This is a genomic window from Azospirillum sp. (assembly GCF_035627195.1).
GTDB lineage: Bacteria > Pseudomonadota > Alphaproteobacteria > Azospirillales > Azospirillaceae > Azospirillum.
Map to the genome: position 1 here is coordinate 12,972 of NZ_DASPMG010000099.1, position 22,317 is coordinate 35,288.

Here is a 22,317-nt window from a genome sequence, read left to right on the forward strand (position 1 = left end):
CCCATGGCCGCGCGGCACCTCGCCCTTGCCTGCGGGATTTTGGCCGCCGCGCTGGCCGCCCCGGCCCTGGCCGTGGAAGCGACGGACCGCGACGCGGTCCGCGTCTGCGCCGACGGCAACCTGCTGCCCTTCTCCAACGAACGGCTGGAAGGCTTCGAGAACGAGATCGCCCGCCTGATCGGCGAGGACCTCAAGCGCCCGGTCACCTATTTCTGGTGGCCGCAGACCATCGGCTTCGTCCGCAACACGCTGCGCGCCCGCCAGTGCGACCTAGTGATGGGCACCGCGTCGGGCGAGGAACTGATGCAGAACACCAACCCCTACTACCGCACCGTCTACGCCCTGGTGTACCGCGCGGATTCCGGCATCAAGGCGCAGACCGTGGGCGACCCGTCGCTCCAGAACGCCCGCATCGGCGTGGTGGAGCGCACGCCGGCCGTCAACCTGCTGCGCCGCTACGGCATCACGAAGACCGAGCCCTATCAGCTCAACACCGACACGCGCGCCCACAACCCGGCGGCCGACGCCATCGCCGACGTCGCGGCCGGGCGCACCGACGCCGCGGTGATCTGGGGTCCGATCGCCGGCTACTTCGCCGCCCGCCAGTCCGTGCCGCTCACCGTCGTCCCGCTGGTGGGCGAGAAGGGTCCCGTCCCCCTCCAGTTCAACATCTCCATGGGCATCCGCGCCGAAGAGCCGGAGTGGAAGCACTGGCTGAACGACTTCATCGCCCGCCGCCAGGACGACATCGACCGCATCCTGGCGCGCTACCACGTGCCGCTGGTCGCCCCCGACGGCACCCTGAAGAAGCTCACGGCCGCCGATCCGTCCAGGACGCCGTCCGGCTACCGCATGGAGGACTACCGCGCGCCGACGCCGGCAAGTCTGCCCGGCGCCGCCACGGTGACGGCGGAGGACCTGCGCGCCCTGCTCGACCGCGCCCCCGACACGCGGCTGGTCGACGTCATGCCGGCCCCGCCGCGCCCGGCCGACCGCCCGGCCGGTGCCGTGTGGATTCCGCCGCCGCGCCGCAGCCTGCCGGGTGCCGTCTGGCTGCCCAACGTCGGCTACGGCGCCTTATCGGCGGAGCAGGAGCGCTATTTCCGCACTGGCCTTGAAGCCGTCAGCCGCGGCGACCGCGACGCCGGGCTAGTCATCTTCTGCGAGCGCGACTGCTGGATGTCGTGGAACGCCGCAAAGCGCGCGGTGGAGTGGGGCTACCGCAACGTCCGCTGGTTCCCCGACGGCACCGACGGCTGGCGCGAGGCCGGCTTCCCGCTGGAACCGGCCGCGCCCTTCGAACGCCACGCCTCGAACTGAAGGGCTTCATTCCTGATGGGGGGCCAGATGTGCGGCGATCGCGCGCGCGAGCCGGCCAAGCCTCTGTTCCAGCTGCACCGGCTGCTCGCACACGGCCGTCTGGTAGCGGCGCCGGTCGTCCAGGATGCGGCGGGTCCAGGCGATCCGCTCCCGCACCTCCCCGGCCTCGGGCGACTGCGGCGGCAGCGTCTCCAGCCGCGCCAGATCCCCAGCCACGCGGTCCAGCATGCCGCGCTGCTGGCGGGCGTAGCGCTGGATGGCGGCGAGGGTCTCCCCGCGCTCCCGGTTGATGCCCTCGAAGATGCCGGCGAACAGCGCGGTCAGCACCGCGTTGCGATCCGCACCCAGCGTCCCGGCGAAGCGCTCGATCTCCGCCTCCACCGTTTCCACCTCGACGGAGCGGTCGAGCGCCATCCGCACCAGCGGCGCCACGGCGGGCAGGTCGCGCCACGCCCCCTCCTTGCCCGCGATGGGGTCGCCGGCCCAGATCTGGCCGGCTTCCAGGGTGGGCACCAGGATCTGCACGCACGGCCAGTCCGGGTTGCGCTCGGCCGCCCAGGCGGGGCCGGAGAGCAGCACCAGCAAACCGAGAAGCGGCAACGGCGTTCGATGGTCCATCCCGCAATTCTGCCCGTTGCGGCGGCGCTGGCTAGTCGACCTTTCGGATAGGGGGCCACGATGAAACAGGCACTGCTCGCCGCCGTCCTCCTGCTCCTCCCCACCCCCACCCTGGCCGATCCGCTTCCGCGCGTCCTGGTCTTCGACCTGGAGATCACCGACACCAGCGGCGAGGGCGAACATCCCGACCACGCCGGCCGGCTGCAGCGCATCACCGCCGTGCTGGCCGAAGGGCTGGCCGCCTCCGGCCGCTACGCCGTCACCCGCGTCCGCGAAACGCCGCTGGCGGCGGAACTGCCCAACGCGATGCGCTTCTGCAACGGCTGCGAGATCGACCTGGGCCGCAAGGCCGGCGCCGATATCGTGGTAACGGGGTTCATCCACAAGATCAGCACCTTGGTGCTGAGCATGCAGATTATAATGCGGCGGACCGGCGATGGAGAGCCCGCCGCCGTCGGCGTCGCCGACATCCGCGGCGACAACGAACGGTCGTGGCGGCACGGCGTCGAATGGCTGCTGCGCCATCGCCTCGCGCCACCGCCGTGACCGCGCCTCATCCACCAGCGAACGAAGACGGGGGACGCACCCCCGCCCCAGAAGGGAGGGACCGTGTGGCCGACGATGCCTTGCTGAGCTACGTGCCGTTCCGTCCCGCCGCGGACCACGTCCGGCACTACGACATCACCCTGCGCGACTACGTCGACCAGTTCCGCATCGGCGTGTGGGGGCACGAGAAGGGGCGCCGCCAGCGCGTGCGCATCAACGTCTGCCTCACCCTGCCCTGGCCGGAGCAGCCGCTGACGGACGACCTGAACGAGGTGCTGTCCTACGATTTCCTGATCGACGGCATCCGCGCGCTGCGCGATGGGGAGCACATCCATCTGGTGGAATCCCTGGCCGACCGGATCGCCGCGCTGTGCTTCACCGATCCGCGCGTGGTCAAGGCGCGGGTGCAGGTGGAAAAGCTGGACGTGGTGCCGGAATCCGGCGGCGTCGGCGTGGTCCTCGAACGGTCCCGCCGGCAGGCGCCATGACCCCGCCGCAAGGCGCCATGATGGCGTGGGTCGTCAAGCTGGGCGGCAGCCTGTGGGCGGCCCCCGAACTGCGCGCGTGGCTCGACCTGCTGGCGGCGCAGCGCGCCGTGCGCGTCGTCGTCGTGCCCGGCGGCGGCCCCTTCGCCGACGCCGTGCGCGACGCGCAACCCCGCCTCGGCTTCGGCGACCGCGCCGCGCACCGCATGGCGCTGCTGGCGATGGAGCAGTACGGCACGGCGCTCGCCGACCTGGAACCGCGCCTCACCCCCGCCCGCACGCGCGACGGCCTGCTCACCGCGCCCGGTCCCGCCGTCTGGCTGCCGCTCCCCCTCGCCGACACGGCCGACGTGGCTGAAAGCTGGGACGTGACCTCCGACAGCCTCGCCGTCTGGCTGGCCGGGGCGCTGGGCGCCGCCTGCGCGGTGCTGGTGAAGTCCGCCCCGCTGCCCGACGCCCCGTCCCCCGTCTCCCGCATGGTCGCCGACGGCATCGTCGACCCCGCGCTGCCGGGCCGCTTGGCCCGCTATTCGGGAACCGTCTGGTGCGTGTCGCGCGCCGACCACCGCCGCTTCGCGCAGGCCCTGGCGCAGGGCACGCCCACCGGCACGCGCCTGCTGCCCGAAACGAGCACCGCCGATGTCTAGAAATGGGGGGCCTGAGCACATCCTGTTCCTCACCGGCGAACTGGCCGAACCGCGCCTGCGCCGCGTGCTGGACGGCCTCCAGCCGCTCGACTTCCAAACCACGGTGGTGAACCTCGGCATCAAGGTGGCGGCGCTGGCGACCACCGAAATCGTCCTGCGCCGCCTCAAGTCGACTCACGGCGCCGACCTCGTCCTGCTGCCCGGCCGCTTCCGCGGCGACCTTGCCCGTCTCTCCGCGCACTTCCAGGTGCCCTTCGAACGCGGCCCGGAGGAGGTGGAGGACCTGCCCCAGCACTTCCGCCGGCAAGCCGCCCCGCTGGACCTCAGCCGCTACCGCACGCGCATCTTTGCCGAAATCGTCGACGCCCCCCGCCTGGACACCCCCGCCATCCTCGCGCGCGCCGCCGCGTTCCGGGCCGACGGCGCCGACGTGATCGACCTCGGCGCGCTGCCCGACGATCCCTTCCCCCACCTGGAAGACGCCGTCGCCGCGCTTCGCGACGCCGGCCACACGGTCAGCGTCGATTCCCTGGAGCCGGACTTCCTGCTGCGTGGTGCGCGCGCCGGTGCGTCCTACCTGCTCAGCCTGACCGAGGACACGCTGTGGGTCGCGCGCGAGACGGACGCCGTCCCCGTGCTGATCCCCACCACGCCCTCCGACCTGCCCTCGCTCCACCGGGCCGTCGACACCCTGACCGCCGAGGGCCGCCGCTGCATCGCCGACCCGGTGCTGGAGCCGATCCACCACGGCTTCACCGACTCCCTGCTGCGCTACCACGCGATCCGCGCCCGCTACCCGGACCTGGAGATCCTGATGGGCATCGGCAACGTGACGGAGCTGACGGACGCCGATACGCCCGGCATGAACGCGCTGCTCATGGGCATCATCTCCGAACTGCGCATCGACCACGTCCTGGCCGTGCAGGTCAGCCCGCACTGCCGCCGCGCGATCCGGGAGTTCGACGCCGCGCGCCGCCAGTTCCTCGCCGCGCACGAGGCCGGCGCCCTGCCCCGCAACTTCGGCGAGGCGCTCTTGTGCCTGCGCGACCGCAAGCCCTTCGTCAGCACCCCCGACGATGTGGCGGCACTCGCCGCCCAGGTCCGCGACCCGAACTACCGGATCGAGGTGACCGAGCAGGGCGTCCACCTCTACAACCGCGACGGCCACCACGTCGGCACCGACCCATTCGACCTCTACCCGCGCATCGACGCGCGCGGCGACGCCGGCCACGCCTTCTACCTGGGCGTCGAGTTGGCACGCGCGCAGATCGCCTGGCAGCTCGGCAAGCGCTACAGCCAGGACAACGCGCTGCGCTGGGGCGTGGCCGTGGATCCGCCGGCCGAGGACGCCTCCGGCTTCCACGCCGCCGGCCCGACGAAGCCGCCCAAGCCGGGGAGCGCCCCGCCGTGACCTTCATCCGCGAGACCGTCATCACCAGCCTCGATCCCGCCGGCAACGTGCACGTCGCCCCCATGGGAGCCACGGTTGTCGCGGGCGGCTACATCCTCGCCCCCTTCCGCCCCTCGCGCACGCTGGACAACCTGCTGGCCACGCGCTGCGCCGTGGTGAATGTCACCGACGATGTGCGCGTCTACGCCGGCTGCGTCACCGGCCGGCGCCGCGACTGGCCCACCGTCCCGGCCGAACGCATCCGCGGCGCCGTGCTCGACGGCGCCCTGGCGCACGAGGAGATCGAGGTGACGGCGATCGAGGACGACGCGATGCGCCCGCGCCTGACCTGCCGGCCGGTGCATCTGGTGAACCACCGCCCGTTCCGCGGCTTCAACCGCGCGCAGGCGGCGGTGGTGGAGGGCGCCATCCTGGTCAGCCGCCTGCACCTGCTGCCGCCCGAGAAGATCGACCGCGAGGTGGAATACCTGTCCATCGCCATCGGCAAGACCGCCGGCCCGGTCGAGCTGGAGGCCTGGGGCTGGCTGATGGACCGCATCGCCGAACACCGCGCCGGCACGGGGAACGCCGCATGACCCGCCTGCTGGCGAGCGTCGCCGACCTGGACGAACTGGCACTGGCGGCCGCGGGCGGCGCCGACATCCTCGACCTCAAGGACCCCACGGCCGGCGCCCTGGGCGCTTGGCCATTGGAGCGGATCGCGGAAGCGGTGGCGCTGGTCCGCGCCCGTCCCCTCAGCGCCACCATCGGCGACCTGCCGATGGACCCGGCGCGCGTCGCCGCGCGCGTCGCCGAAACGCACGCCCTCGGCGTCGATTTCGTGAAGATCGGCCTGACGCCGGACGGCGATCCCGCCGGCTGCATCACCGCGCTGGCCGCGCAGGCGCACCACGGCGTCCGGCTGGTCGCCGTGCTGTTCGCCGACCTGTGGCCGGATTTCCGCCTGCTGGACGCCGTCGCGCGGGCCGGCTTCGCCGGCGCGATGCTCGACACCGCCGGAAAGGTGTCCGGCGCCCTGCTGCGGCACAAGGACCTGGGCACGGTGGCGCGGTTCGTCGTCGACGCGCACCGCCTTGGCCTGCTCACCGGCCTCGCCGGCTCGCTCACGCTGGCCGACGTGCCGGCGCTGCTGCCGCTCGGCCCGGACTACCTGGGCTTCCGCACGGCGCTGTGCGCCGGCGGGAACCGGAGAGGCGTCCTGGATCCGGCCGCGCTGGCCGCCGTCCGCCTCTCCATCCCGCCATCCGGCACTACTGCCCCGATCCCGGCTTGGACTGCTGCGGGGACTCCGTGGAGCCCGCACCACCCTGACTGACCGAACCGCCACCGATGGCGCCCTGGCGCTGCCCAGCCAGCGAGTTGTCCGGAATGCCGCCGGTCGGTGCCGACGAGCCGGACGAACCGGATGTGCCGGCCGCCCCCGGCGCCGCGTTCTGGTCACCGGTTTGCGGGGCCTTGCCGCCGCTCATGGTGCCCTGCCGCTGCCCGGCCAGCGAGTTGTCCGGCAGCGTGCCGGTGGTCGAACTCGCCCCCGGCGACGACGTGCTGCCCGACGAGGATTGAGCCACCGCGGGAACCGCCGCACAGGCCAGTGCAAGGGCCAGCACGGACGTGATGGACGCGCGTCGCAAATCCCTCATGGGTCTTTCCTCCAATGTGATGTTGGGAGGCCCGGCATCCCCTGACGCTCAAGCCTCGCAACACTCAACAGGGGAAACGCCCAATAGTCACCGTCACGGGATTCACCCACCACCGTCAATTGCAGCGCACAATAAATGCTGGGCGATCAGCGCACGTCCTTCGCCTTGGTGTTGCGCTTGGTCGCCTCGCCCATGTGGCCGATCTCGTCCTTGGCCTGCTCGTCCGTACCCGGCTTGCGGCCCTGGGCCTCGTCCTTCTTGAATTCCTGCTTGTTGCCCAGCACGCCCTGCTCGCCGCGCGGCGTCGTCTGCTTCTTGTCGGTCGCCATGATACCGTCCTCCCACAATCGCCGCCCGGCCGGCGGCCGGGGGGCCTTGAGGAGTCAACCGGACGAACCGCCGCGCCGTTCCGCCCGCTCACGCCTGTTCGGCCGGCCCGCCGCGCCGCGCCCAGAAGCCGCGGCCGGGATCGTAGGCAAGGATCGCCGCCCCCAGGAACAGCACCGTCGCCCCCGCCACCACCAGCGCCGAGGTCGGGTTCACGTCCAGGTACAGCGCGAAGCGGATCAACTCCACCACGTGCGTGAACGGATTGAATTCCGCGACCATGGCCAGCGCCGGGCTGCCCTCGCGGATGCGCCACACCGGGTAGAGCGCGGAGGAGGCGAAGAACATCGGGAAGATGACGAAGTTCATCACCCCCGCGAAGTTTTCCAGCTGCTTGATGAAGGACGACAGCAACAGCCCCAGCGCCCCCAGCATCAGCCCGCCCAGCACCAGCGCCGGCAGCACCGCCAGATAGCCCAGGGGCGGCGGCCGCACGTCCCAGAACCACGCGATGGCGATGAAGACGTAGGCCTGCGCGATCGACACCAGCACGCCGGCCAGCAGCTTGCACACCAGCAGGTACCAGCGCGGCAGCGGGCTGACCAGCAGCGTCTTCATGCTGCCCATCTCGCGGTCGTAGACCATGGACAGCGAACTCTGCATGCCATTGAACAGCTGGATCATGGCGACCAGCCCCGGCACCACGTACTCCTCGTACAGGATGTAGGTGCCGTAGGGCGGGATGATGGACAGGCCCAGCACGGCGCGGAACCCCACCGCGAAGATCGCCAGCCACACCAGCGGCCGGACCAGTGCGGCGAAGAACCGCTCGCGCTGGTGCACGAAGCGCAGCCCCTCCCGCACGATGATGCTGCGCAGGCAGCGCCAGTAGAGCGCCGCGTTCATGGCTGCCCTCCCGTTCCGGTGGATCGGGGGCCGGTCAGCGCGGCGAACGCCTCGTCCAGCGTCTCCGCCCCCGCCGCCGCGCACACCTCCGCCACCGTCCCGTCGGCCAGCACCCGCCCGCGGTGCAGCACGACCACGCCGTCCCCCGCCCGCGCCTCGTCCAGCAGGTGCGTGGCCCACAGCACCGCCAGCCCCTGCTCCCGGCACAGCGCGTGGACGTGGTCGATCACCTGCCGGCGCAAATCCACGTCCAGCCCGACCGTCGGCTCGTCCAGCAGCAGCAGCCGCGGCCGGTGCAGCAGGGCGCGGGCGATCTCCACCCGCCGCCGCTGCCCGCCGGACAGGGCGCGCACCCGCTCCCCCGCGCGCTCGGTCAAGCCGATGCGGGCCAGTTCCTCGCGCGCCCGCTCCTCGATCACGGCGTCGGCCAGCCCGTGCAGCCCGCCGTGGTAGCGCAGGTTCTGCATCACCGTCAGGTCGGGGTCGAGGGTGGGCTGCTGAAACACCACGCCGATGCGCGCCAGCGCCTGCGTCGGCTGCCGGCGCATGTCGGAGCCGAGAACACGGATAGCGCCGGAGCGGCTGTTGTACAGCCGCGTGATCAGCGAGAAGAGCGTCGTCTTCCCCGCCCCGTTCAGCCCCAGCAGCACCTCGAACCGCCCCGCCGGCACGGCGAAGGACACGCCGTCCAGCGCCGTGCGGGCGCCGAACCGGTGGCTCAGCGCCTCCACCTCCAGGGCCTGGATGGTGTCGTCCCTCACGGCTTGGCGATCACCCCCCACGGCGCGCCCCCGACCGCCACCGACTTCACGACCCGCCCCCGCTCCAGGTCCAGGACCGAGATGTCGTTGCTGACCCCGTTGGTGCTGTACAGCCGCTTCTCGTCCGGCGACAGCGCCAGGTTCCACACCCGCTGCCCCACGAGGTGATAGCGCTTCACCTCGTACGTCTTCGCATCGATCTCGGCCACGCGGTTGGCCGGTCCCAGCGCCACGAAGGCGCGCGCACCGTCGCGCGTCAGCTCGATGCCCACCGGCTGCACCGCCTCCTTGGGCACGCCCTGGACGGCGAAGCTGATCTTGTGGACGATCTTGCGCGTCGCCGTGTCGATCACGCTGACCGTCCCGCCGATCTCCGACGACACCCAGACGAACTTCCCGTCCACCGTGAACTGCGCCACCCGCGGCCGGGCGTCCACCAGCACGTTGTCGGTGATCTTGTGCGTCGCCGTGTCGATGAAGTGCGCCATGTTGGTGGTCTCGGACGTGTTCACCAGGATCTTGCCGTCCGGGCTGATGCCCATCCCCTCCGGCTCCACGCCCACCTGGATCTCGCCGACAACCTTCTTGGACTCGGTGTCCACCACCGACACCATGTTGTCGTCCTCGTTGGCGACGTAGAGCAGGCGCCCGGCCGGCTCCAGCACGAACAGCTCCGGATCGGGACCCGACGGCAGGCGGTCCACCACCTTGCGCGTCTCCACGTCGACCACGTCGATGCGGTTGTCGTCGCCGACGCAGACATAGATGCGCGTCATGTCCTGGTTGAAGGTGATGCCGCGCGGACGCCGGCCGACCTTGATCGTCGCCACGGTCGCCAGCTTCTCCCCGTCCACCACGGAGATGGTGTTGCTCTTCTCGTTCGACACGAAGATCGTGTCGGCCCACACGGGCTCGACCCATACGGGCTCGACGGCGGCGAGGCTCAGCAGCGCGATCAGGGCGCCCCGAAGCAGCGCATTCGCGTGCGTCGACCGCCTGTAAAGCCCTTCTCCCCCTGAGGGAGAAGGGTTGGGATGAGGGGTATTTACGCCCGGAGGGCGGAAAAGAGTCCTTTCCCGGCTCTCCGAGCCGTAATCCCCCTCACCCCAACCCCTCTCCCTCAAGGGGAGAGGGGCTTTACGCGACTGCCCAGGGCCCCGGACGGTCCACATGGCACTTTCCCTCCCATCATCATTATGACTGGCATCGTCATGATCGATTGCGGCACCGGCTCTCCGGCCGGTCGTCGCCCAGCGTGTCGAGTTCCGAGAACTGGTGCAGGAAGCCCGGCTGCGGCGACACCGACACCAGCGTGCGCGGCCCGGCCAGCAGCACCGGCTGGCGCAGCTGCCCGTCCCACTCGCGGAAGGTCAGCCCCTGCCCCTTGAAGGCCGGCAGCGCAAAGTCCGGCCCGCGGATGAAGGCGGCCAGCGCCTGCGCGTCGGTGGAGTTGGTGCGCGTCGCCGCCTCCCCCACCGCGCGCACGGCCATCCAGGCGGTGTAGTCGCGCGCCCGCATCCAGCGCCCGGCCTGCCGCTCGAACCGGCTGTGCAGCTGCGTCGCCCCCCACTGCTCGTGCACGCGCGACCACGCGGTGGGCACCAGCCCGTGCGTGCCGGCCACCGGCCGGGGCGACCACGTGCGGTACGGCAGGTACTCGCCGAACGCATCCGCCTCGTCGGCGACGACCAGCACGTCGTGCTCGCGCGCCTGTGTGAAGACGGGCACCTCCGACTGCATGGTGACGTGCCCGGTGTCGACGCGGCGGTTGGCGTCCTCGAAGGTCCAGGTCTTCTCCTCGACGATCTTGGCGCCGAAGCGCTTCGCGGCGCGGCGCAGCGCCTCGGCGTACGCCGCGTCCTCCGGCGTGCGCCCGACCACCAGCAGCCAGTTCGACCAGCGCCGCAGCGCCAGGTACTGCGCCAGCCCGTCGGCCAGCATCCGCCGGCTGGGCGCCACGTGCAGCAGGTTGGCGCGGCAGCCCTCGTTGCGCAGCGCGTCGTCCGGCGCGCGGGTGTTGAGGATCAGCATCTCCCGCGCCTCCGGCACCGCCGCGGCGGCGGCCAGCGCGTCGGCGCGCAGGTCGGCCACCAGCAGCCGCACGCCGTCGGCGGCCAGCGCGCGCACCGCCTCCTCCACGCTGCCGTCCTGCGGCACCACGGTCTCGACCAGTTCGAAGCTCTGGTTCAGGAAGCGGCCGGTCGTGTTGTTGTCGGTGATGGCAAGGCGCGCACCCTGCACCCCCTCGTCGTCCACCACCGGTTCCAGGAAGGTCTGCGGGATGACCGGCTCCTCCTCCCGCGTCAGGTAACCGATGCGGACCGCTGCCGGATCGGCGCCGAAAGCCGGCATGGCCAGCGCAAGCGCGCACGCGACGACCAGCAGACGCCAAGCCCCCATCACACTCCCTCCCGAGCCGCCTTTACCGGGCGTTTTTGTTCGCACCCCCATCAATCTGGCGTTGCCGCCGCGCCCAAGCTATACCCCTGAAAGGATAAGCACCTCGCCTATACCCCCCGCCGAACGGTCACCCAGCAGCCGGCACGCACGAATCCCCTCCGCCGCGAAGCCCGCCGGCCACGCCCCGGCCGCCGTCAGGTCGCGGCGCAACAGCTCCACGAACAGCCAGTCGTGCTCGCCGCCGTCGGCGAACCCGGCCGGCAGCGCCGCCGGCGCCCGAGGCAGCAGGATGCTCCCCCGGCGCATGGCGAGGCCCACCCCCGCCCCGCAGCCGCCGCCCACCACGATGGTGCCTGCGATCATCCGCGCCCCGCACAGCGCGCCGGCCTGCCCTTGCACGCTGATCACGCCGCGCCGCATCCGCTCCCCCACCCGGTCTCCGGCGTTGCCGCCCACCACGACGGAGCCGCCGGTCATCCCGCGCGGGCTGCCGGCGAGCGGTGCGCCCAGAAAGTCCCCGGCATCACCCGCGATGCGCACCCGCCCCCCGGCCATCTCCGCCGCCGCATAGGCGCCGCACGATCCCTCGACGATCAGCGTGCCGCCGCGCATGCCGCGCCCGGCGTAGGCGCCGCAGTCGCCCTCCACCAGGATCTCGCCCGCCGTCATCCCCGCACCGACACCGTCCAGCACCGCACCGCCCGGCCGCAGGATCAGCGCCCCGTCCGGCCCGCCGTCCGCCACCGTGAACAGGTCGGCCAGCCGGCGCCGCTCCCGCCCGCGCAGCAGGGGCAGGTCGGCAAGTCCGTCGCGCCCCGGCAGCACGCCCGTCATGTCGATGGGCGGCCCGGCGGGGTCGCGCGCGGTCAGGATCAGGCCGGTCATGCCATCACCTCGTGCAGATGGAAGTGATAGGGGCCGAGCTTGCCGCCGTAGTTGCCGGCGGTCACCGCCACCACGCCCGCCGCCGCCCCCAGTGCCACCACCGCGCCGATGCCCGCGCGCATGGCCGCCGCGACCTCGTCCGCGCTCATGCCGTCGATCACCAGTTCCAGGATGGATTCCACCCCCTCAGGCACCAGGGACGGCAGCGCGCCGCGCAAAGTCGGGCAGTAGGCGGTGTTGGACGACGCGATCAGCCCCTTGTACTTCGCCCCGATCTTGGAGCCAGAGCGCACCACCCCGCCCGGAAACGGCAGGATGGCGCCAGGCACCGCGCGGATCGCCGTCACCGCCGCCAGCGCCGCGGTCTGGCATGCCCGCCGGTCGGCCGCCAGGATGATGAAGTTGCCGCCGCCCACGCCCGGCGCCACGGGGGCGGTCGCCTCGCACAGGAACTCCCCGTCCATCACCGGAATGCGCCAGTAGCGCCGGCCGCCGATCCGCTTGGCGATCTGCCAGCCGTCGCCGAAGTAGCGCAGGCTGTTGCCCAGCGCGATCGGCTCCCCCTCCGCCAGCCCGGCGTAGCAGGCGGTGCCCGGCGCCGTCATCACGCACTGGCCCACGCGGTTCACCACCTGCTTCGCCAGTTCCGCCTTGGAGATGGAGAACAGCAGCACCGCCGCCCCCGGCCGCCCGTCCGGCGTCTCGTCCGGCGACAGCAGCCGCTCCTGCGCCGCCTCGCAGCCGCAGCCGATGACCGAGGTGGCGAAGCCCGTCATGCTGACCACGGCCGCCTGCACCCAGGTGGGCGTGTCGGCGGTGACGACCAGCCGCGTGCCCAGCATGGGGAATGCTTCGGCGAACGTCTCCTCGATGCGCACGCCGTTCAGCTCCATCAGAACGCCCCCGGCGTACAGTCGTGGCGGACAAGGCCGTCGCCGCCGCGGATCTCGTCCTCGTCGATGCGGAAGTGGCGCAGGTTCATCCCCATGCGTTCGTCGAAATGGCGGGCGATCCGCGCCTCGATGGACGGGTCGAAGGCGGGCTCCACCACGTGCGTGCGCCCGCGGGCCAGCGCCACCACAACGCCGTCGCGCACCACCAGCCGGCCGTCCTTGAACACCATGTCCGGCTTCTCGAACATCGTCTTGCGGTCCGCCCGGTCGGTGTAGACCACCACGTCCGCCGCCGCCCCCGGCCCCAGGTGCCCGCGGTCGCTCAACCCCAGGATCCGCGCCGGGGCCGCCCGCGTCATGGTGGCGATCTCGCCCAGCGTGTACTCCCGCTTCAGCTCCGCCAGGATCGTGTGTTTCGGCACCGCCGGGTGCAGCTCCGCCAGCTTGGTCAGGCGATAGTCGCGGTCCATCAGAAGCCGGATCAGCTCGGGATAGCTGGTGAAGGGCGCGCCGTTGGGGTGGTCGGTGGTCAGGAAGACGCGCCAGGGATCGTCGATCAGCAAAAACAGCTCCAGCCCGATCGCCCACTGCAGCGCGTTGACGAACGCCTTGTCGCGGTAGCGGAAGGGCACGACGCCGCATCCCGCGTCGCACTCGATGTCCATCATCACCCACTTCTTCGGGTGCGCGAGGCCGGTGTTGCCCATCTGCGCCATGGTGTCGGCGGACGCCGTCACCGTCTGCCCGAACATGATCTGCCCGACGTCCACCGACAGGTTCGGCCGCCGGTTCACCGCCTCCGCCACCCGCGCCGCGGCCGACGAAAACCGGCGGTCCCCTTCGGCGCCATAGGCGTGGAACTGCACGTGCGTCAGGTGCAGGCGCATCCCGTCCACCGCCGCGATGCTGTCCAGCGTCGCCTCCACGTTCCCCGGAACGCCCAGGTTGAAGCCGTGCAGGTGCAGCGGGTGCGGGATGCCCAGCCGCTGCACGGCACCCGCCAGCGCCGTCAGGATGCGGCGCGGCGTCACCGCGTGGAACGGCCCGGCCTCGTCCACGTCCAGGCGGCGCTGGTTGTACTTGAAGGCGTTGATGCCGCCGGGGTTCACCGCCTTCACCGCCAGCGCCCGCGTGGCGTTCAGCGTCCACCCGACGTAGTCGGCGATCGCCTCCTCCCCCGCACCCGAGGCCAGCAGGTCGAGGAACAAATCGTCGTTGCCCAGCACCACGTAGCCGCCGGTGTCGATCAGCGGGATGTCCGCCATCTCCAGGTGCGCGTGGCGGGCGTTGCTGGGCAGCATGGCCGGCTCGAACGCCGCCGTGTAGCCCATCTGGGCGTAGCGGCAGCCGGTCACGTGCGTGGACGGGCTGGCCACCCCGCCGCCGCACCGGCACAGCCCCTCCGCCTCCACGGGGAAGGCGCGGTGCTCCTCCGCCATCAGCATGCGCGCGATGTTGACCTTGCCGCCGGCGATGTGGCTGTGGATGTCGATGGCGCCGGCCATCACCACCTTGCCGGTCAGGTCCACCGTCTCGTCCGGCGCCGCGCCTGGGCCGGGATCGGCGACGATCCGCCCGTCCCGCACGTACAGGTCGCCCACCTCCCCGTCACGCCCGTTGGCGGGATCGTAGACGCGCCCCCCGGCCAGCTTCGTCAGCATGCAACCTCCTGCGGCAGCGCGGCCAGAATGGCGTTCAGCACCGTGGCGACGTCCGGCAGCCCGCGGTCGATCAGCCGCCCCGTGCGCATCGCCACCACCGTGTCGCCGCGGAACACGTGCCCGGCGTGGTCGATCCCCGGCGTGCCGACGGGGATGAACACCGCCGGCTCGGCTGCGAACGCCGTCCCCGGCGGCGCCAGCGCCACCACCGGCCTGCCGGCCGGAAAGTCCGGCACCTCCGGCCGAAAGGCGGAGATCCACAGCACGGCGTCCGCCACCTCCTGGAACCGCTGCCACGCGAAACGATGCGGGTCGTGCACCGGCACCCCGCCGGCCAGCGACGTGCGCAGCGGCACGCCCAGCTGCCACGTGCACACCTGGTTGGCGCCGACCAAATTGTCGTGCCCCGACAGCGGCAGCCCGGCACAGCGCGTGTGCCGGTTTACCTCCCGCACCAGCCCGGACAGCCGCTCCACGATCAGGTCCGCGTGCGCCCCTTCGAACCCCGCTGCCGCCCACGCCACCACGGCGTAGCGCGCCGCCCGCAGGCGCTCGGCTAGAGCGCCCATCTCACCCCCGGCCGCGGCCGGATCGCCCAGCGCCGCCAACAGCGCCGCCACCGCGTCGCCGACCTCCCCGGCCGCACCGGACAGCACCGTCAGCGGAATGCCGGCCAACGCCGCCCGCGTGCGCTCCGCCGGTTCGCCGCACAGGAACACCACGGCGCGCGAACCCGGCTCGCGATAGGCCGGCGCGGGCGCCACCCAGCGCTCGTACAGGCGCGGGTGGAAGGCCGCAGGGTCAGGCCCGACGACCAGCAGCAGGTCGCAGCGGTTGCGCAACTCGGCGAAGGTCGTGGCGATCCACCCCGTGCGCTGGAGCACCGCGAGGTTGCGGTACAGCCCTTCCGACCCCGCGTGGTCGACCACCGCCCCCAGCCGCTCGGCCAGCGCCAGCGCGGCGCGCACGCCGTCCACGTCGGTGCCTAGCCCGGCGACCAGCGGCGCCCGGCTGCCGCTCAGCGCCCCGGCGGCGGCCCGCACCGCGTCCTCCAGCGCCACGGCCGCGCCCCCGGCGCGCGGCGGCTCCGCCGGCCGCATGCGGCCGAAGCCGTCCCGCGCGATCGGGCAATCCGTGGACTGCACCGCCAAGCTACGCGCCGCCGCCTTGACCGTCAGGTCGTCGCAGCCGAGGCCGCAGAACGGGCACACGACGTCCCGGTGGGTCGCCATGGCGGCGCCCTCACCAGCGCCTGAAACGCCAGCGCGACAGTATCGGCCTCACACGATCCGGGATTTCCGCATCCGAATGGGGTTTTTCCCGCACATCGGCCATGTCTTCCTCCCCAGAAGAACCGAACAGCCCGCATTCCGAAAGAGGTATATACTATTGGATTGGGGCGTTTTTTTAACTCAAGATTATCATGGTGAAAAAAGCGACGCAACTTTCCTTAAACAGATGAGGTTCTCATGCCTCGCGGCGTCGATTATCTGGGGGAGGTCCATTCCGGGGAGGTCTGGGTCACCGCGCCCGCTCGACTGCATCTTGGTTTCCTCGACATGAACGGCGGCCTGGGCCGCCGCTTCGGCAGCCTCGGGCTGACCCTGGAGGGCCTCGCCACCACCATCCGCGCCCGCCCCGCCGCCCCCCATACTGGCGGCCTGCGCACCTCTGGCCCCTCCGCCGAGCGCGCCCTGAAGGCCGCGCGCACGCTGTGCGACCGCTTCGGCTGGCCCGCCTGCGCGGAATTGAGCGTCGAGGAGGCCATTCCCGAACATGTCGGCCTCGGCTCCGGCACGCAGATGGGGCTGGCGGTCGGCACTGCCCTGTCGCACCTCTACGGGCGCCCCATGCCCGTGCGCGCGGTGGCGGCCGAGCTGGAGCGCGGTGCCCGCTCCGGCATCGGCATCGGCGCGTTCGAGGCGGGCGGCGTCATCCTCGACGGCGGGCGCGGCACGGGGGAGGCGCCGCCGCCCATCGTCGCCCGCCTGCCCTTTCCGGACAGCTGGCGCGTCCTGCTGATCCTGCACCGCGATGGCCAGGGCCTGCACGGCAGCGCCGAGACGCAGGCCTTCACCGCCCTGCCGCCTTTCCCCGCCGAACGCGCCGGCCACCTGTGCCGCCTGATGGTCATGGCCGCCCTGCCGGCGCTGGCGGAGGGCGACGCCGACGGCTTCGGCCGCGCGGTGGGGGAGCTGCAGCGCGCCGTCGGCGACCACTTCGCCCCCGTCCAGGGCGGCCGCTTCACCAGCCCGGAGGTCGCCGACGCGCTGTCCTGGCTGGAGGCGCAGGGCATCCCCGGCATCGGCCAAAGCTCCTGGGGTCCCACCGGCTTCGCCATCGTCGGCGACCCGGCCCGCGCCGAATCCCTGCTGGTGGAGGCCGAACGCCGCCGGCCCGGCACGGCGCTGGAGTTCCGCCTGTGCCGCGGCCGCAACGACGGCGCCACGGTGGACACCGCCGCCGCCCGCGCAACCACCTGACCGGGGGAGGACATCATGCCCGCGCCCTACGTCCTGCACATGCTGACCCCGCTGAAGCACGTCAGCGCCTTCGACGTGAACATGGCCGCCGACGCCGGCATCACCACCCTGTTCCCCTACACACAGGTGGAACCGGGCGAGGTCGCCGGCATCACGCAGGACGCCATGTTCTCCCGTGATCCCGCCAACGCCGCGCGCACCGGCCTGTTCATCGGCGGGCGCGACGCGCTGGTGGCGCTGGACATGCTGGAATCCGCCCGCATCTCCATGTTCCCGCCCTTCACCATCTCCGCCATGGTCGATCCCTCCGGCGCCTTCACCACCGCCGCCGCCCTGGTCGCGGTGGTGGAACGCGCGCTGCGCCGCGCCCGGCCGGAGGGGTTGAAGGGCCTGAACGTCCAGGTCTATGGCGCCACCGGCGTGGTCGGCGGCACGGCCGGCGTGATCGCGGCGCTGGCCGGCGGGCGCGTCACCCTGGTCAGCCACCGCGGCCTGTCCGGCGTGGAGCCCAAGGCGGCCGAGTTCCGCCGCCGCTTCAACGTCGAACTGGCCTGCGCCGACGCCCCCGACGACGCGTCCAAGGAGCGGCTGCTGGCCGATGCCGAGGTGGTGTTCGCCTGCGGCAAGGCCGGCCTGCAGATCCTCTCCGCCCGCCACCTCGCCGCCGCCCCCCGTCTGCTCGCGGCGGCCGACATCAACGCCGTGCCGCCGTCCGGCATCGAGGGGGTGGCGGCGCAGGACGACGGCACGCCCCTGCCCGGCGGGCGCGGCGTCGGCATCGGCGCGCTGGCGGTGGGCGGCGTCAAGTTCCGCGTCCAGCACGCCCTGCTGCAGCGCATGGCGCAGGCCGACGCGGCGGTCTACCTCGACTTCCGCGATGCCTACGATGCCGCCCGCGACATCGCCGGCTGACCGCCCAGACGTCGTGGTGGTGGCTCTGTCGGCCCGCGCCCTGGCCGCCGCCGCCGTGCGCGCGGGCCTGCGCCCCGCCGCCGTCGACCTGTTCGCCGACGGCGACACCCGCCGCCTCGCCGCCTCCTGCGTCCGCCTGCCGTCCGCCGGCCTGCGCCTGGACGCCGACGCCCTGCTTGACGCGCTGTCCGCGCCAGACCTGCGCGGCGTGCCGCTGGTCCACGGCTCCGGCTTCGAGGACGACCCGACCCTGCTGGCCCGCATCGCCGCCGGCCGCCCGCTGCTCGGCAACCCGCCCGACGCCGTCGCCCGCACCAAGGACCCGTTCGCCCTCGCCGCCCTGCTGCACCGCCTCGGCATCCCGCATCCGGAGGTGCGGGCGGAGGCACCCACCCCGGCCGACGGCCACCAGCTGAAGCGCATCGGCGGCAGCGGCGGCGGCCACATCCGTACCGCCCCGCCCGGCCCGGCCCCGCCCGGCTGGTACGTCCAGCGCCGCGTCGGCGGCCACCCGGTGTCGGTCCTCTTCCTGGCCGATGGGCGTCGCGCCTGCGTGGTCGGCCTCAGCCGCCAATGGGCATCCCCCGCGCCCGACGCCCCCTACCGCTACGGCGGCGCCGCCGGCCCCTTGCGCCTGCCGGAACGGGTGGCCGGCCCGATGGCCGCCATGGTGGCCCGCCTGACCGAAGCGCTCGGCCTCGTCGGGCTCAACAGCGCGGATTTCCTGGTGGCGGGCGACACCCTCCACCTGCTGGAGGTCAATCCGCGCCCCGGCGCCTCGCTCGACGTGTTCGACCGCGATCCGATGCCGCCGCTGCTCGCCTTGCACGCGGACGCCTGCGCCGGCCGCCTGCCCGACCGGCTGCCGTCCCTGTGGAACTGCCGCGCCGCCCTCGTCCACTACGCCACCGCCCCCCTCGGCATCGACGCCGCCGACTGGCCCGCCTGGACAGCCGACCGCCCGGCCACCCCCGCCCGCATCGCGCCCGGCGAACCCGTGTGCACGGTGCTGGCCGAGGGTACCAGCGTCGGCCGCGCGCGCCGCCGGGCGGAGCAGCGGTGCCGGCACCTGATGACCGCCCTGCTGGCCGCCGACACCCTAGAGATGCAGCCATAGAGATGCAGCCATGACCGCCGACGCCCGCCCCAGCCTCGCCGCCCTCTCCGCCCCGCTTGTCGCGCGCCTGATCGACGACGCCCCGGCGCTCCGCCTGGGCATCGAGCGCGTGGGCGGCGCCCGCGTCGTCGACGCAGGCATCCGCCACCCCGGCGGGCTGGAGGCCGGGCGGCGGATCGCCGAACTGTGCATGGGCGGCCTCGGCCGCGCCACGCTGGGCGCGGTTCCCGGCACGGCGGCGTGGCCGTTCGGCGTGACGGTGCACAGCGCCCAGCCGGTGCTGGCCTGCCTCGCCAGCCAGTACGCGGGCTGGAGCCTCAGCCACGGCGACTTCTTCGCGCTTGGCTCCGGCCCCGGCCGCGCCCTGGCGCGGCAGGAGGCGCTGTTCGACGAACTCGGCTACACCAACGCGGCCGACAACGCCGCCTTCGTGCTGGAGGTGGACAAGCCCCCACCGGCCGAGCTCGTCGCCCACATCGCCTCCACCTGCGCCATCGCGCCGGACAACCTCACCCTGGTCCTGACGCCCACGCAAAGCCTCGCCGGCACGGTGCAGGTGGTGGCCCGCGTGCTGGAGGTGGCCTTGCACAAGGTGCACGCGCTGGGCTTCCCACTGGACCGCGTCGTGGACGGCATCGGCATGGCGCCGCTGCCGCCGCCGGGCGGCGGCTTCCTCACCGCCATGGGCCGCACCAACGACGCCATCCTCTACGGCGGCACCGTGCAGCTGCACGTCACCGGTCCGGACGTGGAGGCCGAGGAGTTGGCCAACCGCCTGCCCTCCTCCGCCTCGCGCGACCACGGCCGGCCGTTCGCCGAGGTGTTCGCGGCGGTGAAGGGCGATTTCTACGCCATCGATTCCATGCTGTTCAGCCCCGCGCGCGTCACCGTCACCGCGCTGGACAGCGGCCACAGCTTCCATGCCGGCACCCTGGCCCCCGAATTGGTGGAGCGGTCGTTCACGCATGTCCCCTGACCGCACCGCCCTCATCCTCACCGACCGGTCGGACTGGCACACGCCGCGCCTGAAGCGCGCCATCGAGGCGCGCGGCCTGCCCTGCCGCTGCGTGTCCCCGCGCGACTGCGGGGTGGCCGCCGGCCTGACCGCCACCGGCCTGTCGATCCCCGGCTTCGAGGACGCGCCGCCGGCCGGCGTCTTCGTGCGCGTCGTCGGCCAGGGCAGCTTCGAACAGGTGACGCTGCGCCTCACCGTGCTGCACGCGCTGTCCGCGCTCGGCGTGCCGGTGTGCAACGACGCCCGCGCCATCGAGCGCTGCGTGGACAAGAGCATGACCAGCTTCCTGCTCGCCCGCGCCGGCCTGCCCACGCCCCCCACGCTCGCCACGCAGAGCGCCGAACGCGCGCGGCAGTCCCTGGCCGCCACGCCCGACCAGGTGCTGAAGCCGCTGTTCGGCGCCCAGGGCCGCGGCCTGCGGCGCCTGGGCGGCCCCGACGCGCTGCCCGACCCCGACACGGTGGCCGGCGTCTACTACCTGCAGCCCTTCATTCCCCCGCGCACGGCCGATGGCTGGCAGGACCGCCGGGTGTTCGTCGTCGGCGACCGCGCCGTCGCCGCCATGACCCGGCACGGCTGCACCTGGATCACCAACGTCCACCAGGGCGGCGTGTGCGAGGCAGCCCCCACCGGCGACGAACCCGCGGCACTCGCCGTGCGCGCCGCGCGGGCGGTCGGCGCCGCCTATGCCGGCGTCGACCTGATCCAGGCCGCGGACGGCCGCTGGCTGGTGCTGGAGGTCAACAGCATGCCGGCGTGGCAGGGCCTCCAGCGCGTCGCCCCCGTCGACATCGCCGACGCCCTGGCGGAGGATTTCGTGGAACGGGTGAACCGTCATGCCGAACTGGCTGCCCTGCCCGCCTGATCCGGCCACCGGCGTCGCCGGCGCCTACCTCGCCGCCTGCCAGACGGAGTTGCGGGCGCTGAAGCCCGGCAACGTCCACGTCCACGCCGCCGGCCACGGCATGACGGTGGACCAGTTCCTCGCCAGCGCGGAGGCGACCGCCTCCATCCTGGCCGACCCTGGCCTGACGGTGGGCGCACGCATTTTCGAATGCATCCGCGCCACGCAGGCCGTGGCCGGCTGCAACACCAACCTCGGAATCGTCCTGCTGGCCGCCCCGCTGGCGCAGGCCGCCCTGTCCGACACCACCGGCCCCTTGCGCGACCGGCTGCGCCGCGTGCTCGCCGCCCTCACCGTGGCCGACGCGGACCTCGCCTTCCGCGCCATCGCGCTGGCCGCCCCCGCCGGCCTGGGCCGGGTCGAGGGCAGCGACGTGCACGCCCCCGCCGCCGTCACCCTGCTGGAGGCCATGCGCGAAGCGCAGGACCGCGACCGCATCGCCTTCCAGTACGCCACCGCCTACGCCGATGTCTTCGACACCGGCGTCCCGCGCCTGCGCGATGCGCTGGCCGCCGGGGCGACGTGCGAGGAAGCCGCGGAACTCCTCACCCTCGACCTTCTCGCCACCATTCCGGACAGCCATGTCATCCGCAAATACGGGGTGGATGCGGCTGACCGGCTATGCCGCCGCGCCGCGGAATTGAGAGAAGAAGAACGCTCCGACCGCGCTTTAAAGCTAACGCGAACGCGCCTGGGGGAGTTGGACCGCGAACTCAAATACAATGGCGTAAATCCAGGCACTACCGCCGATATTGTCGTGGCCTGCCTCTTTTCCCTCTGGTTGATGCCACGGACTTGAGCCACCCACGACAGACGGCGCCCATAACCAACGCCATCAACGCAAGGGAGAAACGCCATGGCCATGTGGGGGGGATCATCCGCCAAGATCAACCGTGTGCTCGTCGGTGAGTCGCTGGTCGGCGACGGCAACGAGGTGGCGCACATCGACCTGATCATGGGGCCGCGCGGCAGCGCGGTGGAGACCGCGTTCTGCAACGCGCTGACCAACAACAAGGACGGCTTCACGTCCCTTCTGGCCGTGGTCGCCCCGAACCTGCAGTGCAAGCCATCCACCATCCTGTTCAACAAGGTCACCATCAAGGGGGCCGAGCAGGCGGTGCAGATGTTCGGCCCCGCGCAGCACGCGGTGGCCAAGGCGGTGGCCGACTGCGTCGCCGAAGGCACCATCCCGCAGGACGAGGTGGACAACATCTTCATCTGCGTCGGCGTCTTCATCCATTGGGAAGCCAAGGACAACGCCAAGATCCAGGACTACAACTACCGCGCCACCAAGGAAGCCATCGAGCGCGCGGTCAGCGGCTACCCGACGGCGCAGGACCTGATGAACCAGAAGGACCGGGTCAAGCACCCGTTCGCGGCGTAACG

25 protein-coding genes are annotated in these 22,317 nt (G+C 72.4%); 15 read left to right on the forward strand and 10 right to left on the reverse strand.

What is annotated here, in order from left to right:
• Nucleotides 1–3 precede the first annotated feature (3 nt).
• Entirely contained in the window at nucleotides 4–1,320 is a 1,317-nt protein-coding gene (locus VED21_RS08875; RefSeq protein ID WP_324881977.1) for a quinoprotein dehydrogenase-associated putative ABC transporter substrate-binding protein, read from the forward strand.
• Between the two features lie 6 nt (nucleotides 1,321–1,326).
• Here the strand turns inward: VED21_RS08875 and VED21_RS08880 are convergent, their stop codons facing one another.
• Entirely contained in the window at nucleotides 1,327–1,938 is a 612-nt protein-coding gene (locus tag VED21_RS08880) for a hypothetical protein (RefSeq protein WP_324881978.1), read from the reverse strand.
• Between the two features lie 60 nt (nucleotides 1,939–1,998).
• Between VED21_RS08880 and VED21_RS08885 the strand changes: the two genes are divergently transcribed.
• From VED21_RS08885 to VED21_RS08915, 7 genes are all read left to right on the forward strand, one after another.
• Nucleotides 1,999–2,484 (forward strand): DUF3280 domain-containing protein, encoded by a 486-nt coding sequence (locus tag VED21_RS08885; RefSeq protein ID WP_324881979.1) that lies wholly within the window; start codon nucleotides 1,999–2,001, stop codon nucleotides 2,482–2,484.
• Between the two features lie 65 nt (nucleotides 2,485–2,549).
• Complete coding sequence (locus tag VED21_RS08890; RefSeq protein WP_324881980.1) at nucleotides 2,550–2,972, forward strand: dihydroneopterin aldolase; 423 nt, start codon at nucleotides 2,550–2,552, stop codon at nucleotides 2,970–2,972.
• On the forward strand, nucleotides 2,969–3,616 hold the full coding sequence (locus VED21_RS08895; protein WP_324881981.1) for an aspartate/glutamate/uridylate kinase: 648 nt from the start codon (nucleotides 2,969–2,971) through the stop codon (nucleotides 3,614–3,616). Before VED21_RS08890 ends, VED21_RS08895 begins: the two co-directional genes overlap by 4 nt.
• Nucleotides 3,609–5,027, forward strand: coding sequence for a DUF6513 domain-containing protein (locus tag VED21_RS08900; RefSeq protein WP_324881982.1), 1,419 nt, complete (start codon nucleotides 3,609–3,611; stop codon nucleotides 5,025–5,027). The genes VED21_RS08895 and VED21_RS08900 overlap by 8 nt, the downstream gene beginning before the upstream one ends.
• Nucleotides 5,024–5,602: a DUF447 domain-containing protein gene (locus tag VED21_RS08905; protein ID WP_324881983.1), complete on the forward strand. Its 579-nt coding sequence runs from the start codon at nucleotides 5,024–5,026 to the stop codon at nucleotides 5,600–5,602. The genes VED21_RS08900 and VED21_RS08905 overlap by 4 nt, the downstream gene beginning before the upstream one ends.
• On the forward strand, nucleotides 5,599–6,342 hold the full coding sequence (locus tag VED21_RS08910) for a (5-formylfuran-3-yl)methyl phosphate synthase (protein WP_324881984.1): 744 nt from the start codon (nucleotides 5,599–5,601) through the stop codon (nucleotides 6,340–6,342). The genes VED21_RS08905 and VED21_RS08910 overlap by 4 nt, the downstream gene beginning before the upstream one ends.
• A gap of 53 nt (nucleotides 6,343–6,395) precedes the next feature.
• Nucleotides 6,396–6,590, forward strand: coding sequence for a hypothetical protein (locus VED21_RS08915; RefSeq protein WP_324881985.1), 195 nt, complete (start codon nucleotides 6,396–6,398; stop codon nucleotides 6,588–6,590).
• A 223-nt stretch (nucleotides 6,591–6,813) separates the two neighbouring features.
• Here VED21_RS08915 and VED21_RS08920 read toward each other — a convergent pair whose 3' ends face one another.
• From VED21_RS08920 to VED21_RS08960, 9 genes are all read right to left on the reverse strand, one after another.
• Nucleotides 6,814–6,996, reverse strand: a complete 183-nt coding sequence (locus VED21_RS08920) for a hypothetical protein (RefSeq protein WP_324881986.1) — start codon at nucleotides 6,994–6,996, stop codon at nucleotides 6,814–6,816.
• Nucleotides 6,997–7,084: 88 nt separating this feature from the next.
• On the reverse strand, nucleotides 7,085–7,900 hold the full coding sequence (locus VED21_RS08925) for an ABC transporter permease (RefSeq protein WP_324881987.1): 816 nt from the start codon (nucleotides 7,898–7,900) through the stop codon (nucleotides 7,085–7,087).
• Nucleotides 7,897–8,661, reverse strand: coding sequence for an ABC transporter ATP-binding protein (locus VED21_RS08930; RefSeq protein WP_324881988.1), 765 nt, complete (start codon nucleotides 8,659–8,661; stop codon nucleotides 7,897–7,899). Before VED21_RS08930 ends, VED21_RS08925 begins: the two co-directional genes overlap by 4 nt.
• Nucleotides 8,658–9,569: a PQQ-dependent catabolism-associated beta-propeller protein gene (locus tag VED21_RS08935; RefSeq protein WP_324881989.1), complete on the reverse strand. Its 912-nt coding sequence runs from the start codon at nucleotides 9,567–9,569 to the stop codon at nucleotides 8,658–8,660. The genes VED21_RS08930 and VED21_RS08935 overlap by 4 nt, the downstream gene beginning before the upstream one ends.
• Nucleotides 9,570–9,870: 301 nt before the next feature.
• On the reverse strand, nucleotides 9,871–11,061 hold the full coding sequence (locus VED21_RS08940; RefSeq protein ID WP_324881990.1) for an ABC transporter substrate-binding protein: 1,191 nt from the start codon (nucleotides 11,059–11,061) through the stop codon (nucleotides 9,871–9,873).
• A 78-nt stretch (nucleotides 11,062–11,139) separates the two neighbouring features.
• Nucleotides 11,140–11,946 (reverse strand): formylmethanofuran dehydrogenase subunit C, encoded by an 807-nt coding sequence (locus tag VED21_RS08945; RefSeq protein ID WP_324881991.1) that lies wholly within the window; start codon nucleotides 11,944–11,946, stop codon nucleotides 11,140–11,142.
• Nucleotides 11,943–12,839, reverse strand: coding sequence for a formylmethanofuran--tetrahydromethanopterin N-formyltransferase (fhcD, locus tag VED21_RS08950; protein WP_324881992.1), 897 nt, complete (start codon nucleotides 12,837–12,839; stop codon nucleotides 11,943–11,945). The genes VED21_RS08945 and fhcD overlap by 4 nt, the downstream gene beginning before the upstream one ends.
• Nucleotides 12,839–14,500, reverse strand: coding sequence for a formylmethanofuran dehydrogenase subunit A (locus VED21_RS08955; RefSeq protein WP_324881993.1), 1,662 nt, complete (start codon nucleotides 14,498–14,500; stop codon nucleotides 12,839–12,841). Before VED21_RS08955 ends, fhcD begins: the two co-directional genes overlap by 1 nt.
• The gene (locus VED21_RS08960) at nucleotides 14,494–15,732 is read right to left on the reverse strand and encodes a formylmethanofuran dehydrogenase (RefSeq protein WP_324881994.1); all 1,239 of its coding nucleotides are present in this window, start codon (nucleotides 15,730–15,732) and stop codon (nucleotides 14,494–14,496) included. The genes VED21_RS08955 and VED21_RS08960 overlap by 7 nt, the downstream gene beginning before the upstream one ends.
• A gap of 237 nt (nucleotides 15,733–15,969) precedes the next feature.
• Here VED21_RS08960 and VED21_RS08965 point away from each other — a divergent pair, with 237 nt between their 5' ends.
• Genes VED21_RS08965 through fae form a run of 7 tightly spaced genes read left to right on the forward strand, consistent with a single transcriptional unit; the run spans nucleotide 15,970 to nucleotide 22,315 of the window.
• Entirely contained in the window at nucleotides 15,970–16,983 is a 1,014-nt protein-coding gene (locus tag VED21_RS08965) for a beta-ribofuranosylaminobenzene 5'-phosphate synthase family protein (RefSeq protein WP_324881995.1), read from the forward strand.
• Nucleotides 16,984–16,998: 15 nt separating this feature from the next.
• A complete protein-coding gene (locus tag VED21_RS08970; protein ID WP_324881996.1) occupies nucleotides 16,999–17,895 on the forward strand; it encodes an NAD(P)-dependent methylenetetrahydromethanopterin dehydrogenase in 897 nt (298 codons plus the stop codon).
• A complete protein-coding gene (locus VED21_RS08975) occupies nucleotides 17,870–19,012 on the forward strand; it encodes an ATP-grasp domain-containing protein (protein ID WP_324881997.1) in 1,143 nt (380 codons plus the stop codon). The genes VED21_RS08970 and VED21_RS08975 overlap by 26 nt, the downstream gene beginning before the upstream one ends.
• 10 nt (nucleotides 19,013–19,022) lie before the next feature.
• Complete coding sequence (mch, locus tag VED21_RS08980; RefSeq protein WP_324881998.1) at nucleotides 19,023–19,988, forward strand: methenyltetrahydromethanopterin cyclohydrolase; 966 nt, start codon at nucleotides 19,023–19,025, stop codon at nucleotides 19,986–19,988.
• Nucleotides 19,978–20,892 (forward strand): RimK family alpha-L-glutamate ligase, encoded by a 915-nt coding sequence (locus VED21_RS08985; RefSeq protein ID WP_324881999.1) that lies wholly within the window; start codon nucleotides 19,978–19,980, stop codon nucleotides 20,890–20,892. Before mch ends, VED21_RS08985 begins: the two co-directional genes overlap by 11 nt.
• Complete coding sequence (locus VED21_RS08990) at nucleotides 20,864–21,730, forward strand: triphosphoribosyl-dephospho-CoA synthase (protein WP_324882000.1); 867 nt, start codon at nucleotides 20,864–20,866, stop codon at nucleotides 21,728–21,730. Before VED21_RS08985 ends, VED21_RS08990 begins: the two co-directional genes overlap by 29 nt.
• Nucleotides 21,731–21,787: 57 nt before the next feature.
• Entirely contained in the window at nucleotides 21,788–22,315 is a 528-nt protein-coding gene (fae, locus tag VED21_RS08995) for a formaldehyde-activating enzyme (RefSeq protein WP_324882001.1), read from the forward strand.
• Nucleotides 22,316–22,317 lie beyond the last annotated feature (2 nt).

What these genes read in the sequence shown, in the direction of transcription:
- fae (WP_324882001.1), top strand. Translation starts at nt 21,788, where the DNA reads ATGGCCATGTGGGGGGGATCATCCGCCAAGATCAACCGTGTGCTCGTC.
- VED21_RS08910 (WP_324881984.1), top strand. Translation starts at nt 5,599, where the DNA reads ATGACCCGCCTGCTGGCGAGCGTCGCCGACCTGGACGAACTGGCACTG.
- mch (WP_324881998.1), top strand. Translation starts at nt 19,023, where the DNA reads ATGACCGCCGACGCCCGCCCCAGCCTCGCCGCCCTCTCCGCCCCGCTT.
- VED21_RS08985 (WP_324881999.1), top strand. Translation starts at nt 19,978, where the DNA reads ATGTCCCCTGACCGCACCGCCCTCATCCTCACCGACCGGTCGGACTGG.
- VED21_RS08990 (WP_324882000.1), top strand. Translation starts at nt 20,864, where the DNA reads ATGCCGAACTGGCTGCCCTGCCCGCCTGATCCGGCCACCGGCGTCGCC.
- fhcD (WP_324881992.1), bottom strand. Translation starts at nt 12,839, where the DNA reads ATGGAGCTGAACGGCGTGCGCATCGAGGAGACGTTCGCCGAAGCATTC.
- VED21_RS08880 (WP_324881978.1), bottom strand. Translation starts at nt 1,938, where the DNA reads ATGGACCATCGAACGCCGTTGCCGCTTCTCGGTTTGCTGGTGCTGCTC.
- VED21_RS08965 (WP_324881995.1), top strand. Translation starts at nt 15,970, where the DNA reads ATGCCTCGCGGCGTCGATTATCTGGGGGAGGTCCATTCCGGGGAGGTC.
- VED21_RS08955 (WP_324881993.1), bottom strand. Translation starts at nt 14,500, where the DNA reads ATGCTGACGAAGCTGGCCGGGGGGCGCGTCTACGATCCCGCCAACGGG.
- VED21_RS08920 (WP_324881986.1), bottom strand. Translation starts at nt 6,996, where the DNA reads ATGGCGACCGACAAGAAGCAGACGACGCCGCGCGGCGAGCAGGGCGTG.
- VED21_RS08915 (WP_324881985.1), top strand. Translation starts at nt 6,396, where the DNA reads ATGCCGCCGGTCGGTGCCGACGAGCCGGACGAACCGGATGTGCCGGCC.
- VED21_RS08940 (WP_324881990.1), bottom strand. Translation starts at nt 11,061, where the DNA reads ATGGGGGCTTGGCGTCTGCTGGTCGTCGCGTGCGCGCTTGCGCTGGCC.
- VED21_RS08970 (WP_324881996.1), top strand. Translation starts at nt 16,999, where the DNA reads ATGCCCGCGCCCTACGTCCTGCACATGCTGACCCCGCTGAAGCACGTC.
- VED21_RS08925 (WP_324881987.1), bottom strand. Translation starts at nt 7,900, where the DNA reads ATGAACGCGGCGCTCTACTGGCGCTGCCTGCGCAGCATCATCGTGCGG.
- VED21_RS08960 (WP_324881994.1), bottom strand. Translation starts at nt 15,732, where the DNA reads ATGGCGACCCACCGGGACGTCGTGTGCCCGTTCTGCGGCCTCGGCTGC.
- VED21_RS08975 (WP_324881997.1), top strand. Translation starts at nt 17,870, where the DNA reads ATGCCGCCCGCGACATCGCCGGCTGACCGCCCAGACGTCGTGGTGGTG.
- VED21_RS08875 (WP_324881977.1), top strand. Translation starts at nt 4, where the DNA reads ATGGCCGCGCGGCACCTCGCCCTTGCCTGCGGGATTTTGGCCGCCGCG.
- VED21_RS08900 (WP_324881982.1), top strand. Translation starts at nt 3,609, where the DNA reads ATGTCTAGAAATGGGGGGCCTGAGCACATCCTGTTCCTCACCGGCGAA.
- VED21_RS08945 (WP_324881991.1), bottom strand. Translation starts at nt 11,946, where the DNA reads ATGACCGGCCTGATCCTGACCGCGCGCGACCCCGCCGGGCCGCCCATC.
- VED21_RS08895 (WP_324881981.1), top strand. Translation starts at nt 2,969, where the DNA reads ATGACCCCGCCGCAAGGCGCCATGATGGCGTGGGTCGTCAAGCTGGGC.
- VED21_RS08885 (WP_324881979.1), top strand. Translation starts at nt 1,999, where the DNA reads ATGAAACAGGCACTGCTCGCCGCCGTCCTCCTGCTCCTCCCCACCCCC.